Annotated in this window: 13 protein-coding genes and 1 tRNA gene; all 14 read left to right on the forward strand. The window is 64.3% G+C overall.

The window, feature by feature from the left end; genetic code table 11:
* The coding region (locus WCZ84_RS11715; RefSeq protein WP_372686462.1) for an aminotransferase class IV at positions 1-397 on the forward strand (397 nt) is incomplete at its 5' end.
* A gap of 52 nt (positions 398-449) precedes the next feature.
* Positions 450-1,631, forward strand: a complete 1,182-nt coding sequence (gene bktB, locus WCZ84_RS11720; protein ID WP_372686463.1) for a beta-ketothiolase BktB — start codon at positions 450-452, stop codon at positions 1,629-1,631.
* A 3-nt stretch (positions 1,632-1,634) separates the two neighbouring features.
* Complete coding sequence (locus tag WCZ84_RS11725; protein WP_372686464.1) at positions 1,635-2,414, forward strand: spermidine synthase; 780 nt, start codon at positions 1,635-1,637, stop codon at positions 2,412-2,414.
* A gap of 42 nt (positions 2,415-2,456) precedes the next feature.
* A tRNA-Val gene (locus tag WCZ84_RS11730) sits at positions 2,457-2,533 on the forward strand.
* Between the two features lie 258 nt (positions 2,534-2,791).
* Positions 2,792-4,735, forward strand: coding sequence for a threonine--tRNA ligase (gene thrS / locus WCZ84_RS11735; protein WP_372686465.1), 1,944 nt, complete (start codon positions 2,792-2,794; stop codon positions 4,733-4,735).
* Between the two features lie 33 nt (positions 4,736-4,768).
* Positions 4,769-5,311, forward strand: a complete 543-nt coding sequence (gene infC, locus WCZ84_RS11740; protein ID WP_372686471.1) for a translation initiation factor IF-3 — start codon at positions 4,769-4,771, stop codon at positions 5,309-5,311.
* Positions 5,311-6,270, forward strand: a complete 960-nt coding sequence (gshB, locus tag WCZ84_RS11745; protein ID WP_372686466.1) for a glutathione synthase — start codon at positions 5,311-5,313, stop codon at positions 6,268-6,270. The genes infC and gshB overlap by 1 nt, the downstream gene beginning before the upstream one ends.
* Positions 6,271-6,272: 2 nt before the next feature.
* Complete coding sequence (locus tag WCZ84_RS11750) at positions 6,273-6,686, forward strand: PTS sugar transporter subunit IIA (RefSeq protein WP_372686467.1); 414 nt, start codon at positions 6,273-6,275, stop codon at positions 6,684-6,686.
* 15 nt (positions 6,687-6,701) lie between these two features.
* The gene (locus WCZ84_RS11755) at positions 6,702-6,971 is read left to right on the forward strand and encodes an HPr family phosphocarrier protein (RefSeq protein ID WP_372686468.1); all 270 of its coding nucleotides are present in this window, start codon (positions 6,702-6,704) and stop codon (positions 6,969-6,971) included.
* A 13-nt stretch (positions 6,972-6,984) separates the two neighbouring features.
* On the forward strand, positions 6,985-8,739 hold the full coding sequence (ptsP, locus tag WCZ84_RS11760; RefSeq protein WP_372686472.1) for a phosphoenolpyruvate--protein phosphotransferase: 1,755 nt from the start codon (positions 6,985-6,987) through the stop codon (positions 8,737-8,739).
* A gap of 120 nt (positions 8,740-8,859) precedes the next feature.
* Positions 8,860-11,316: an EAL domain-containing protein gene (locus tag WCZ84_RS11765; RefSeq protein ID WP_372686473.1), complete on the forward strand. Its 2,457-nt coding sequence runs from the start codon at positions 8,860-8,862 to the stop codon at positions 11,314-11,316.
* A gap of 73 nt (positions 11,317-11,389) precedes the next feature.
* Complete coding sequence (locus WCZ84_RS11770; protein ID WP_372686469.1) at positions 11,390-11,857, forward strand: hypothetical protein; 468 nt, start codon at positions 11,390-11,392, stop codon at positions 11,855-11,857.
* 87 nt (positions 11,858-11,944) lie between these two features.
* On the forward strand, positions 11,945-13,480 hold the full coding sequence (locus WCZ84_RS11775) for a YifB family Mg chelatase-like AAA ATPase (protein ID WP_372686470.1): 1,536 nt from the start codon (positions 11,945-11,947) through the stop codon (positions 13,478-13,480).
* 30 nt (positions 13,481-13,510) lie between these two features.
* Positions 13,511-13,672: accessory factor UbiK family protein (locus WCZ84_RS11780; protein ID WP_372686474.1), on the forward strand; the 162-nt coding region annotated here is incomplete at its 3' end.

Raw genomic sequence — 13,672 nt, forward strand, 5'->3', positions numbered from 1 at the left:
CGTGCTGGCTCGGCAGCAGGCAGTCGATGCCGGGGTGGACGAAGTTGTGCAGTTTCGCGACGGGTTCCTGACAGAAGGGGCATCCTGCAACGTCTGGATGGTCAAAGACGGGGTGCTGCGGGCCCCCTTGCGCAACCATCTGATTCTCGAGGGGGTGCGCTACGCCTTCCTGGTCGAGCTGGCCCGGCAGGCGGGCATCCCCTTCGAGGCGCGCCCCATCCCGCTCGACGAGGTCCGCCAAGCCGATGAGCTGATGCTCACTTCGGCCAGCAAAGAAGTCCTGCCGGTCACCCTGCTGGATGGCAGGCCCGTGGGCGCGGGCCGTCCCGGGCCGGTGTATGCATGTTTGCGCGCGGGCTACGATGCCGCCATCGAAGCCGTCGTCGCCGCAGGCTGAATCCGGCATAGAATGACACACTGCAGCAATTTTTATCCGGGAGGAATGTGTGATGCAAGAAGTGGTGATCGTCCAGGCCTGTCGTACGGCCATTGGTGATTTCGGCGGCGCGCTCAAGGATGTCGCGCCCTGCGAGCTGGGGGCGCTGGTGGTGCGCGAACTTCTGGCGCGTGCCCAGGTGCCGGCGGCCGACGTCGGGCACGTGGTGTTTGGCCACGTGGTCAACACCGAGCCGCGCGACATGTACTTGTCGCGGGTGGCGGCGCTCAATGCCGGCATCGACAAGAGCACGCCGGCTTTCAACGTCAATCGCCTGTGCGGTTCGGGGCTGCAGGCCATTCTGTCGGCCGCGCAAGGCTTGATGTTGGGCGATACCGACATCGCCATCGGGGGCGGGGCAGAAAGCATGAGCCGGGCGCCCTACGTTGCGGTGGGCCAGCGCTGGGGCTCGCGCATGGGCGATGCCCGCCTGGTCGACATGATGGTGGGCGCGCTGTCCGATCCTTTCGAAAAAAATCACATGGGGGTGACGGCCGAAAACATAGCCCAAAAATACGGCATCAGCCGGGCCGACCAGGATGCCCTCGCACTCGAGTCGCACCGGCGGGCGGCGCACGCCATCGAGCAGGGGTATTTTGCCGAGCAGATCGTCCCGGTCGTCCAGAAGACCCGCAAGGGCGAGATCGTTTTCGATCGCGACGAGCACGTGCGCGGCGATGTCACGGCCGACAGCTTCAGCAAGCTCAAGCCCGTATTTCTCAAGGAAAACGGCACGGTGACAGCGGGCAACGCATCGGGTCTGAACGACGGCGCAGCCGCCGTGCTGCTGATGACCGCCGATGCCGCCCGCGCGCGCGACATCCAGCCCATGGCGCGCCTGGTGGCTTACGGCCATGCCGGGGTGGATCCGCAGTACATGGGCATGGGCCCGGTCCCGGCCACGCGCCAGGCACTGCAGCGCGCCGGCCTCGAACTGGCCCAGATGGACGTGATCGAGGCCAACGAGGCCTTTGCCGCGCAGGCGTGCGCAGTATCGCGCGAGCTCGGATTCGACCCTGCCCGGGTCAATCCCAATGGCAGCGGGATCAGCCTCGGGCATCCCATTGGCGCCACGGGGGCGTTGATCACGGTCAAGGCCTTGCACGAGCTGCAGCGCATACAGGGCCGTTATGCGCTGGTGACGATGTGCATCGGCGGCGGCCAGGGGATTGCGGCCATTTTCGAGCGGGTCTGAGGCGTGGCGCGCGGGCACGGTCACGGGCAGCGGCCCGCGCGTGCGCAGGCGCTCGAAGCGCCCACCCTGTCCGAGCAGGACGGGGTGCGCTACCTGCACCTGGGTACCGAGTGGGTGCAGGGGGCGATGCGCCTGAGCCGGCCCTCCGAGCTCGTCCTGGGGTACACGCGCCAGATGATGGCCTGGCTGCTGTTCGTGCGTCCCGGCCAGCGCGATACGCTGGCCATTCTGGGGCTGGGGGCCGGGGCCTTGTTGCGTTTCTGCTTGCGGCATACGCGCAGCCAGGTGGTCACGGTCGAGCACAATGAACGGGTGGTCGCATTTTGCCGCAGCTATTTCCGTCTGCCCGAACCCGAGCGTGCCCGGATCGACCTCGCCGATGCCCGGGTCTGGGTGGCCGAACCCCAGCGGGCTGGGCGTTACAAGGCGCTGATGGTGGATGTCTACGACGGCCAGGCGCAAGGCCCCGTGTGCGATGACCCGGCTTTTTACCGTGATTGCCATCGGGTCCTCGAAGAGGGCGGGGTGATGGCAGTCAACCTGTTTAGCCGGCATCCCAGCTGGTCTCCCAACGTGCGTGGCATCCGGGCGGCGTTCAAGGGGCTGGTCCTGCGTCTGCCGGAGATCGACGAAGGCAACGTCGTGCTGCTCGCTTTCAAGGGGACGCTGCCAGATCTCCATGGCAGCGACACGCTCGCGCGGGCCCAGTGGCTCGAGGCGCGTCTGGGCCTGCCCGCGGTGCAGTGGCTGCATGCCCTGCAGCAAGAGGGCCTCGTCGTTTGACATGGTCCCTGTTTATCCCTAAAATTTCGGTCTTTCCTCGGCAGGCGGTTAGCTCAGTTGGTTAGAGCGCTACGTTGACATCGTAGAGGTCGCTGGTTCGAATCCAGTACTGCCTACCAGACACCCCGACCCCCCATGAAACGCCCGTTGCCAAGCCACCGGCCGGTGGTTTTTGCGCATGGGGCCGCAACGCCTGTTTTTCAGTCCTGGTCCGTCCGTTGCGCGCGACAGGGCCTGGACGCCCGAAAAAGCCGGTTCTTCAATTGATTGTTCGGGTACTGGTTGCTAAACTTGACAAGTTACACGCAATGCTGTCTTGTCGCGGCCTGCCGCCTCTTGGGTGCTGGCCGCATTTTAGCTATCCAGGTTGTTTTTCTATGATTTGCATCACCCTTCCCGACGGTTCGAAGCGCTCGTTCGAGCAACCGGTGTCCGTGCATGACGTCGCGCATTCGATAGGCCCCGGGTTGGGCAAGGCGGCTTTGGCCGGCCGCGTGGCGTACCCTGGGCAGCTGGCCCAGCTGGTCGATACCAGCCACCTCATAGAGCAGGATGCCAACCTCGCCATCGTCACCGACAAAGACCCCGATGGCCTGGATCTCATCCGCCATTCCACGGCCCATTTATTGGCGTACGCTGTCAAGTCGCTGTTTCCCGATGCCCAGGTCACCATCGGTCCGGTGATCGAAAACGGCTTCTATTACGACTTCTCCTACAAGCGGCCCTTCACCCCCGAAGACCTCGACGCCATCGAGAAAAAAATGGCCGAACTCGCCCGGCTCGACCAGCCAGTCGTGCGCGAGGAATGGTCGCGCGATGACGCGGTCAAGTTCTTCCGCGGCATCGGCGAAGCGTACAAGGCCGAGATCATTGCCTCCATCCCGGGCAACGAAACCATCAGCCTGTACCGCGAGGGCGACTTCATCGATTTGTGCCGGGGCCCGCACGTGCCGTCCACCGGGCGCTTGCGGGTCTTCAAGCTCACCAGCGTGGCGGGTGCCTATTGGCGGGGCGACAGCAACAACGAAATGCTGCAGCGCATTTACGGCACGGCCTGGGCGCGCAAAGAAGACCAGGACGCCTATCTGCACATGCTCGAGCAGGCCGAACTGCGGGATCACCGGCGCATCGGCCGCGAGCTGGATCTGTTTCATTTCCAAGAAGAGGCGCCCGGCCTCATTTTCTGGCATCCCAAGGGCTGGGCCATCTGGCAGCAGGTCGAGCAGTACATGCGTCAGGTCTACGTCGACAACGGCTACCAAGAAGTCAAGGCGCCGCAAATCCTCGATTTGTCCCTCTGGAAAAAAACCGGGCACTGGGACAACTACAAAGAAAACATGTTCACGACCGAGTCCGAGAACCGTGTCTACGGGCTCAAGCCCATGAACTGCCCCGGGCACGTCCAGATCTTCAACGCGGGTCTGCACTCGTACCGCGAGCTGCCCGTACGCTATGGCGAGTTCGGCCAGTGCCATCGCAACGAGCCGTCAGGGTCGCTGCACGGCATGATGCGGGTGCGGGGGTTCACCCAGGACGATGGCCATATTTTCTGCACCGAAGACCAGCTCCAGGAAGAATGCGCCGCCTTTACCCGCCTGCTGCAAAAGGTCTACGCGGATTTCGGCTTCACCGAGATCCTCTACAAGGTGGCCACGCGCCCCGAAAAGCGCATCGGCGAAGATGCCGTCTGGGACAAGGCCGAAAAAGCCCTGATGGACAGCCTGGAGGCGTCGGGCTGCCACTACGAGGTCTCCGAGGGCGAAGGGGCGTTTTATGGCCCCAAGATCGAATATACGCTCAAAGATGCCATTGGCCGGCACTGGCAATGTGGCACGATCCAGGTCGATTTTTCGATGCCCAAGCGCCTGGGGGCCGAGTACGTCGATGCATCCGACCAGCGCCGCACGCCCGTCATGCTGCACCGGGCCATCCTGGGCTCGTTCGAGCGTTTCATCGCCATGCTCATCGAAAACCACGCGGGGGCGCTGCCCCCCTGGCTGGCGCCACATCACGCCGTGGTGTGCTGCATTTCCGAAAGCTCTGCCCCGTACGCCGAAGAGGTCGCCAAGGCGCTGGTGCAGCAGGGGTTTCGCGCGTTCTCCGATCTGCGCGGCGAGAAGATCACGCGCAAGGTGCGCGAGCACAGCCTGCAAAAGATCCCCTATATTCTCGTGGTGGGCGACAAGGAACGCGCAGCCGGCACGGTGTCGGTGCGCGGCCGGGGCAATCTCGACCTCGGTTCCCTGTCGGTCGCCGATTTTTCCGCGCGTCTGCTCAACGAGATCCGTACGCGACAAACCGTCCTGGGCCCAGCTGCTTGAGCCCACCCTTTCCCTTCTTCAGGAGTCCTAGACATCGCAACCGAAAAAAAGCACCGCGTCAATGGTGAAATTCGTATCCATGAAGTCCGCCTCATCGGGGTGGACGGTGAACAGATCGGCATTGTTCGCACCTCCGAGGCCATGGCCTTGGCCGAACAACACGACGTCGACCTGGTCGAGATCGCCCCCACGGCCAGCCCGCCGGTCTGCCGGCTCATGGATTACGGCAAGTTCCGCTACCAGGAACAAAAACGGCAGGCCGAAGCCAGAGCCCGGCAAAAAATCATACAAGTCAAGGAAGTCAAGTTCCGGCCGGGCACGGACGAGGGCGATTATCAAGTCAAGCTGCGCAACCTGCGCCGCTTCATCGAGGACGGTGACAAGGCCAAGGTGACCCTGCGGTTTCGCGGGCGCGAAATGGCGCACCAGGAACTCGGCATGCGGGTACTCGAACGCGTACGCGACGACCTCGGCGACCTGGTCCAGGTCGAGGCCATGCCCAAGCTCGAAGGGCGCCAGATGGTGATGGTGCTGGCGCCGCGCAAGAAGTCCGGCAAGCATGGGGATGCGGCCTGATGAACGTCCTGTTCGTCATCGATCCGCTGCCCGGCCTGAAGGCCTGGAAGGACTCGTCCGTGGCCATGATGCGTGGCCTGGCCGCCAGAGGGCATACGTTCAGCTTTGCCACCATGCCCGATCTGTACGTACTGGAAGGGCGGGTACGCGTCGCGGCAACCGCGATGCAGCTGGTGGACGACCCCGATTGGTCGGGCCATGCCTGGTGGCAGCAAAGCGCACAGGCCGACGACTGCCTGCTGGCTGATTTCGATGCGGTCCTGATGCGCAAGGATCCGCCATTCGATATGGAGTACTTCCATGCCACGCATTTGTTCGACCATGCGCGCGCGCAGGGGGCACGGGTATTCAACTCGGGCGAGGCCATGCGCAACCATCCCGAAAAGCTTTCCATCATCGAATTCCCGCAATACACCACGCCGACCCTGGTCAGCCGCGACATGGCGCGCTTGCGCGCGTTCCATGCGCAGCACGGCGATGTCATCGTCAAGCCGCTCGATGGCATGGGCGGCAGTGGGGTGTTTCGCCTGTTGCCCGACGACCCGAATCTGGGCGCCATCCTCGAGGCACTGACGCAGCTGGGCAGCCAGAGCATCATGGCCCAGCGCTACATCCCGGCCATTGTCCAGGGCGACAAGCGCATTCTCATCATCGATGGCGTGCCGGTGCCCTATGCGCTGGCGCGCATGCCGATGGCGGGCGAGACCCGGGCGAACCTGGCGGCTGGTGGACGCGGGGTGGCGCAGCCGCTGAGCACCCGCGATCTAGAGCTCGCACATGCCGTGGGCGAGCGCCTGGCGCCCCGGGGCCTGCTGCTGATCGGGCTGGACGTCATTGGCGACTGCATCACCGAAATCAACGTCACCAGCCCGACGTGCTTCGTGGAAATCACCGAACAAACCGGCGTTGATGTGGCAGGGCGCTTCGTCGAGGCCCTTGAACGCGCCGTGTCGGCCTGACCATGGCGGCCGCCCGCATTGCATTGGTCATGCACCTGCCGCTGGGGGCGGCATTCAAACAGTGCGCGGCGCATATACTGGGCGCAACGCCCGAACTGCCCGTGTTCGACATCGCGCCCGATGCAGATCCCCAAGCCGAGATCGACAAGCTGTCGCGCTGGCTGCACGCGGGCGATCCACGTGAACCGGTCCTGTTGTTGTGCGACCTGTACGGGGCCACGCCGTTCAACATCGCCTCGCAGGCTCGCCAGCAGGCGCTCGAGGAAGGGCGTGTCGTGCATTTACTGACCGGCACCAACGCCTGCATGGTCCTGAAGGCGCTGACGGACTCGTCCGCCGGCGCCGGTTGTTTCAGCGACCGCGTGCTGCAAGGGGCGCTGCGCGGTATCGTCGATGCTCAACTGCCCCCTGACTGACCGGAGCCCCTGTTCATGCCGTCGATCGATCTGGTGATTTCCAACAAACTGGGGCTGCATGCGCGGGCTGCAGCCAAGCTGACCCAGCTTGCGGGGCGCTACCAGAGCGAAGTCCACATCTCCCGCGGGGGGCAGAGGGTCAACGCCAAGAGCATCATGGGCGTGATGATGCTGGCCGCCGGCCTGGGTGTCAGCGTGCGCATCGACGCGCACGGCGATGATGCAGAAAAGGCCCTGGCCGACATCCAGCGACTGTTCGAGGGCAAATTCGGTGAAGCCGAATGATACCGGCGTCATGATGCCGTTTGCCCATCCCGCCGATACGGCGCTGTCATCCACCCTGTCGCTGTATGGCCAGGGCGTGGTGCGCGGCTACGCCATCGGCCGGGCCGTCGTCATGAGCGCCGCTTCGCTCGAGGTCGCCCATTACCGGATTGCGCCCGACAGCGTCCCGGCCGAGCAGCAGCGTTTCGTGCAGGCCGTGCAGGCCGCCGTGGCGGATCTGCAGCAGGTGGCCGATGATCTCCCGCCAGATGCGCCGCGCGAGCTCGGCGTGCTGTTGTCCATGCATGCGATGCTGCTGCAGGATCCCATGCTGGTCGATTCCGTGTGCCAGCTGATCGCCGAGCGCCAATACAATGCCGAGTGGGCCCTGGCGTCCCAGGGCCAGGTGCTGTCCGAGCAATTTTCCCTGATCGAGGACGACTACCTGCGCGAGCGCGGCAACGATGTCCGCCAGGTCATAGAGCGGGTCTTGCGCATGCTGTCGGGGTCCGGCCAGTGGCTGCCCGATCTCGACGGCGTGCCCGAAGAATCCAGCCTGATCGTGGTGGCCCGGGACATTTCTCCGGCCGACATGATGCGTTTGCGCGGCGGGCGGTTTGCCGCGTTCCTCACCGATCTGGGCAGCCCGACGTCGCATACGGCCATCGTGGCGCGCAGCATGAACGTACCCGCCGTCGTGGGCATGGACAGGGTGCGCGCGCTGGTGCGCGATGGCGACCTGTTGATCGTGGATGGCGTGCAGGGTCACGTCTTGGTCAACCCCTGCCACAGCGTGCTGATCGAGTACGAGCAGCGCCGGGCCGCCTTCCTGCTCGAACGGGGCGAACTCGAAACCTTGCGTTTTGCGCCGGCGGTCACGCTCGATGGGGTCCGGGTGCAGATCGAAGCCAACATCGAACTTCCTGAAGAAGCGCCATTCGTGTTGTCCAGCGGCGCCCAGGGCATTGGCTTGTTTCGCACCGAGTTCCTGTTCATGGGGCGGGCCGCGCTGCCGACCGAAGAAGAGCAATACGAGGCGTACGCCAGTGTCGTGGGGGCCATGCAAGGCCGCCCGGTCACGATTCGCACGCTGGACATCGGGGCCGACAAGACGCTGGATGGCGAGGCCACCGTGGCCACCAACCCGGCGTTGGGGCTGCGGGCGATCCGCTATTGTCTGGCGCATCCCGAGATGTTCAACACGCAGTTGCGCGCGCTGTTGCGGGCGGCTGCGCATGGGCCGGTGCGCATCCTGCTGCCCATGGTGTCCAGCCTGACGGAAATTCACGCCGCGCGCCGCGCCCTTGAACGCGCGGCCCGGGAACTGCACGAGCAGGGCATGGCATATGCTGATCAGGTCGCCCTGGGCGCCATGGTCGAGATCCCCGCCATGGCGATCGCCATCGAGCCCTTTGCCGCGGTGCTCGATTTTCTCTCGATCGGAACCAACGACCTGATTCAATATGTGTTGGCCATAGACCGCGCCGACAAGGACGTGGCGCCGCTGTACGATCCCATGCATCCTGCGGTGCTGCGCCTGATCGCTCAGGTGATCAACGCCGGCGAGCGTTTTGGGATACCGGTGTCCATTTGCGGGGAAATGGCCGGCGATGCACGCTACACCCGCATGCTGCTTGGCCTGGGGCTGACGGGATTCTCGATGCATCCGCAGCAGCTGCTCGACGTCAAGAAAGAAATCCTCGGGGCGCATTCGAATGCGCTGCGGGCCAGCGTGGCGGTTGCACTGAATCGGGCAGAGCGTATCGATTTGGCTGCCTTGCGACCATGATCCGAGTATGATTCAGCCATGCGAATTCGGCCCGCTTCCCTACAACGACCCTTCACCCAGCTGGCCCAATTCGGACAGAGGCTCGGGCTGCGTTCCCTCAGGCGCGGTGTCTTGCTCGGCGTGGTGCTGGTCGGGGTCCTTGCGCTGGGCAACGTGCTCACGATCCACCATGTTCTGCGCCAGTCCGGCGACCTCGCCGCCACGGTGAACCTGGCCGGCAAGCTGCGCATGCTCAGCCAGCGCATGACGCAGAAAGTGCTGTTGCTGAACGACGGAAACCGCGCACAGACCCTGGCCGACATGCGCCTGCTCGAAGCCCGGTTCCAGCTCATCCTGACCCACTTCGAACAGGGCAACGTGCTGTCGGATCACCCTCTGCCGGCCTTGCCCGATACCTTGCAGCCTGGCCTCGAAAGCCTCGATCATGCCTGGCAGGCTTATTCGCTGTTTCTGATCAATCCGGGCGCCTGGGCCGGAGACCGCGACCAGGCCCTGGGGCAGTTCCTGCAGGCCGACAGCCAGCTGCTCGAACAAACGGAATCTTTCGTAAGCTACTGGGTGCGCCATGCCGAGGACATCCAAGACAAGATCCTGCTGACGGCCTATGCACTGTTCGCCATCAATTTCGTCTTGCTGATGCTGGCCTGGCTGTTGCTGCGCCGTCATATCCTGCGGCCCATCGATGCCCTGATGGCGCAATGCCGGGCGCTGTCTGCGGGCCACTTCGAGACGCGCTCCCGGCTGAAGGCCACCGACGAGTTCAATGCGCTGGGTCGGGCCCTGAACGAATCGGCGGCCTATATACAGAATCTGCTCATACAGTTGCACGAAGAGCACGACGCTTTGTTGCGCGCCGAGGCGTCCAATCGCCAGGCCGCGCTGGTGTATCGCCACACCAGTGAAGCCATGGTGGTTACTGATCCTGATGGCTACATCCAGGACATCAATCCAGCCTTTACGGCGATCACCGGCTACCAGATCGACGAGGTCGTGGGGCGCTCGATGAACATCCTCAGCTCCGGGCACCATGATGCGGCGTTCTATCGACAGCTGTGGAACAGTCTGAAAGCCACTGGGCAATGGTCCGGCGACGTTCATAACCGGCGCAAATCAGGCGAAGTCTATATCGAGCGCTTGTCCATCAGCACGTCCTACAACGAAGACGGTTCCGTGAACTCCCGCGTGGGCCTGTTTTCCGACGTGACCCAGAAGCGCAAGCAGGAGGCGCTGATCTGGTACCAGGCCCATCACGACCTGCTCACTGACCTGCCCAACCGGCAGCAGCTGCACGACACCCTGAACAAGTCCATCGCCCAGGTATTCGAAAACGGCACGAACTTTGCTTTGATCTTCCTGGACCTGGACAATTTCAAAGAGATCAACGACAAATTCGGCCACCACGAGGGCGACCGCCTGCTGCAGATCGTGGCCGAGCGCCTGAAATCATGCGTGCCGGATTCCGACTGCGTCGCCCGCCTGGGGGGCGACGAGTTCACCATCCTGGTCCATGGCATCCAGCAGGCCGACGACATGCGGCCGATCTGCGACAACATTCTTCAGGTCGTGGCGGCGCCGTGCCGGTTGAACAACAGCGTGGTGCAGGTGTCGGTCAGCATGGGGGTCACGTTTTGCCCGCAGGACGGGGTCAACGCAGCCGATCTGCTGCGCTTCGCCGACCTGGCCATGTACGTCGCCAAACAAAAAGGGCGCAACCAGTACAGTTTTTATTCCGGGCAGATCCATGACCGTATCCGCGAGCGGCGCAGGCTGCAGGCCGATCTGGCGGATGCCTTGCGGGAGCACCGATTGATCCTGCATTTTCAGCCGCTGGTTGACATGCGCTCGGGCCGGATCGTCGCTGCCGAAACCCTGTTGCGCTGGCTGCATCCAGAAAAAGGGCTGCTCGAGCCGGTCCGGTTCATCGATCTGGCCGAAGACTCTGGTCTGATTGTGCCCTTTGGTGACTGGGTGTTCCATCAGGCGGTCGAGCAACTCGCCCGGTGGCGCGCGCAGCACGATCCGGATTTCACGATCAGCATCAACGTATCGCCCGTGCAATTCCAGAAGGACGGGCTGCAGCCGGCGGCCTGGATCGGGTATATGGAATCCCTTGGGGTGCCCTGTTCCGCGCTTTCGCTGGAGATCACCGAAAGCCTCCTGATGCGGTCCGACGAACATGTCCTGGATCGTCTGCGCAGCCTGCGTGCCGCCGGCATTCGCATTGCTCTGGATGATTTCGGCACCGGGTATTCTTCTTTTGCCTACCTCAAGCGTTTTGCGCTGGATTGCCTGAAAATCGATCGCAGTTTCGTCAACCACCTCTCTGAAGATTCCGAAGACCTGGTTCTGTGCCAAGCCATCGCCGCCATGGCCCACCAACTGGGCTTGGCGGTCGTCGCCGAAGGGGTCAGGAACCAGGCCCAGCGCGACCTGTTGCTGGGCATGGGGTGCGAGATCGGGCAGGGGGCCGGCTATTCGGTCCCCGTGCCCGCCGAGGCATTCGAAGCGTTGTTTCATCAGCCGCTGACCATCCCTTCGTTGCCGCGGGCTGTGGCGATGAAAGCCGGCAAACACTGATTACAAATCAGGGTTTACCCGCTGTTTTGCCTTGCTAGAATGGGTCGTTTCGAACCTTTCTCGAAGGATGAATATGACCAATCTGCCCAAAATGACTGTCCTGGCCGTCCTGTTGGCTTGCGCGGGCGTCCTGGCTGCCTGCTCGGATGGCGACGAGGCGGCCCAGGCGCCAGCGGCGTCGGCCCCGGCCCCTGCGCCGACGCCGGCCCCTGCTTCGCCCGCGACACCCGCATCGCCGGCAACACCGCCGGCGCAAGGCCCCAGTGCGGATACGCCGGCCCCCGCACCGGACGCGTCGCCCATGGCGGACGACGCGCCTCAACCCCCACAAGCCGAGCCACTGGAACAGCAGGCAAAGAATGCGCTGAGCGACGTGGGCGACAAGGCCGCCGAACTGGGGAAAGGCGTGGCGGACCAGGCGGGGGAGTGGGCTCGCCAAGCGGGTCGAGCCGCCGATGAAGCCCGCCAGTCGGTCGAGGACGGCGCCGCCAAGGCGGATGCCGCCATTCAGGGGGCCATCGGCCAGACATCGTCCAAGTGACAAAACGGTCCACTCAAGCCGGTGACTGGCCGCCCGCCGCCGTATAGTGGGCAGGTTGCCATCCAGTTTGCCATCATCGAGTGGGCCATGTCACTTGCCGTCCTGTCCAGTTGCACCTTGCGCGGCTTGCGGGCCTGTGCCGTGCAGGTCGAAGTGCACGTCGGCAGGGGGCTGCCGGCATTTTCGCTGGTGGGCTCGCTCGCTGCCGAAGTTCGCGAGAGCCGCGAACGGGTGCGGTCGGCCATCCTGAACAGCGGTTTCACGTTTCCTGACGGGCGGATCACGGTCAATCTGGCGCCGGCCGATCTGCCCAAGGAATCCGGGCACTTCGATTTACCTATTGCACTGGGGGTGCTGTTGGCCTCCGGGCAAATCGTCGATGCGGCGGGTCACGCGCCGCGTGTGGGCCGTTATCTGTTGTGCGGCGAACTGTCCCTGACAGGCAGCATCGTGGCAACGGGCTCTGCTCTTGCGATCGGCTTGTCGGTGGTACGCGACAGGCTGCCGGGCAACCCCTTGGCGAACGCGCTGATCCTGGCCAGCCGCGATGCCCCGATGGCCGCACAAGTGCCGGGTCTGGTTGCATTCGGGGCGGACACGCTGGCTGACGCCGTCGGCCACCTGTCGGGCCGGCATCCGTTGCAGCAAGCCCGTGCGCCCGCGCCCACGTCGCCCTCATTCGAGCGCGTACCGTGCCTGTCGGACGTGCGCGGCCAGCTGGCGGCGCGCCAGGCGCTCGAAGTGGCGGCCGCGGGGGCGCACGGCCTGTTGATGTCGGGTACGCCGGGCGTGGGGAAAAGCATGCTGGCACAGCGGTTGCCTGGTCTGCTGCCGCCGCTGACACTGGAACAGACGCTCGAAGTGGCAGCCGTGCACAGCTTGGTTACACCCGGGTATGAACCGGATGCCAGTGCGCCTTTCCGGGCACCCCATCACAGTGCGTCCATGGCCGCGCTGGTGGGTGGGGGCCTGCGGATCCGCCCCGGCGAGATCAGCCTGGCACACCACGGCGTCCTGTTCCTGGACGAGTTCCCCGAGTTCGACCGCCGGGCATTAGAGGCCTTGCGCGAACCCCTCGAGACCGGCCAGATCACGGTCGCCAGGGCCAGCGGCACGTGTCGTTTTCCCGCCGGTTTCCAACTGGTGGCGGCGATGAATCCCTGTCCCTGCGGTTGGTATGGGCATACGGATCGCCAACCCGCATGCCAGTGTTCGGATGAGCAGGTCAGGCGTTACCGCAACCGCATTTCGGGGCCCTTGCTGGATCGGATCGATCTGCACGTGCGGCTCGCCCCTGAAGCCAGGGCGTCCGAGGCCGCGCCGGGCGAGCCGTCTGCGGCTGTGCGCGAACGGGTGCGTGCGGCCCGCACCAGGCAGTGGGCCCGCCAGGGCTGCCTGAACAGCCAGTTGCAGGGGGCCGCACTCGAGGCGCATGCGCCGCTGGATCGTGAAAGCCGCAGCCTGCTGCGCGAGGCCCAGCAAGCCTGGAACTGGTCGGTGCGCTCGGTGCAGCGTACGCAGCGGGTCGCCCGCACGCTGGCCGACCTTCAGCATGCACCTCGCATGGGCAGCCAGCATGTGGCCCAGGCCATGCAGTACAGGCCTGAATCCGTTTGCCGTTAAAATCCTGGGGTCCGTATTGCAGAGATCGTCATGATTCCACCACACCCTTTTCTTGAAGACGTCCAGAAGAATCTTTCCGACTTGCTGGCCAAGACGCCGGCGGCCGACGTAGAACGGGCCGTCAAGGCATTCATGGCGCAGGCCTTTGCGCGCATGGACCTGATCACCCGCGAAGAATTCGACATACAGGCC

This window comes from Castellaniella sp., assembly GCF_041675725.1.
In the GTDB taxonomy this organism is placed as follows: domain Bacteria; phylum Pseudomonadota; class Gammaproteobacteria; order Burkholderiales; family Burkholderiaceae_B; genus Castellaniella.

Excerpts from the sequence above, each read along its gene's own strand:
- bktB (WP_372686463.1), top strand. The coding sequence starts at position 450 with ATGCAAGAAGTGGTGATCGTCCAGGCCTGTCGTACGGCCATTGGTGAT.
- thrS (WP_372686465.1), top strand. The coding sequence starts at position 2,792 with ATGATTTGCATCACCCTTCCCGACGGTTCGAAGCGCTCGTTCGAGCAA.
- gshB (WP_372686466.1), top strand. The coding sequence starts at position 5,311 with ATGAACGTCCTGTTCGTCATCGATCCGCTGCCCGGCCTGAAGGCCTGG.
- WCZ84_RS11750 (WP_372686467.1), top strand. The coding sequence starts at position 6,273 with ATGGCGGCCGCCCGCATTGCATTGGTCATGCACCTGCCGCTGGGGGCG.
- WCZ84_RS11755 (WP_372686468.1), top strand. The coding sequence starts at position 6,702 with ATGCCGTCGATCGATCTGGTGATTTCCAACAAACTGGGGCTGCATGCG.
- ptsP (WP_372686472.1), top strand. The coding sequence starts at position 6,985 with ATGCCGTTTGCCCATCCCGCCGATACGGCGCTGTCATCCACCCTGTCG.
- WCZ84_RS11770 (WP_372686469.1), top strand. The coding sequence starts at position 11,390 with ATGACCAATCTGCCCAAAATGACTGTCCTGGCCGTCCTGTTGGCTTGC.
- WCZ84_RS11775 (WP_372686470.1), top strand. The coding sequence starts at position 11,945 with ATGTCACTTGCCGTCCTGTCCAGTTGCACCTTGCGCGGCTTGCGGGCC.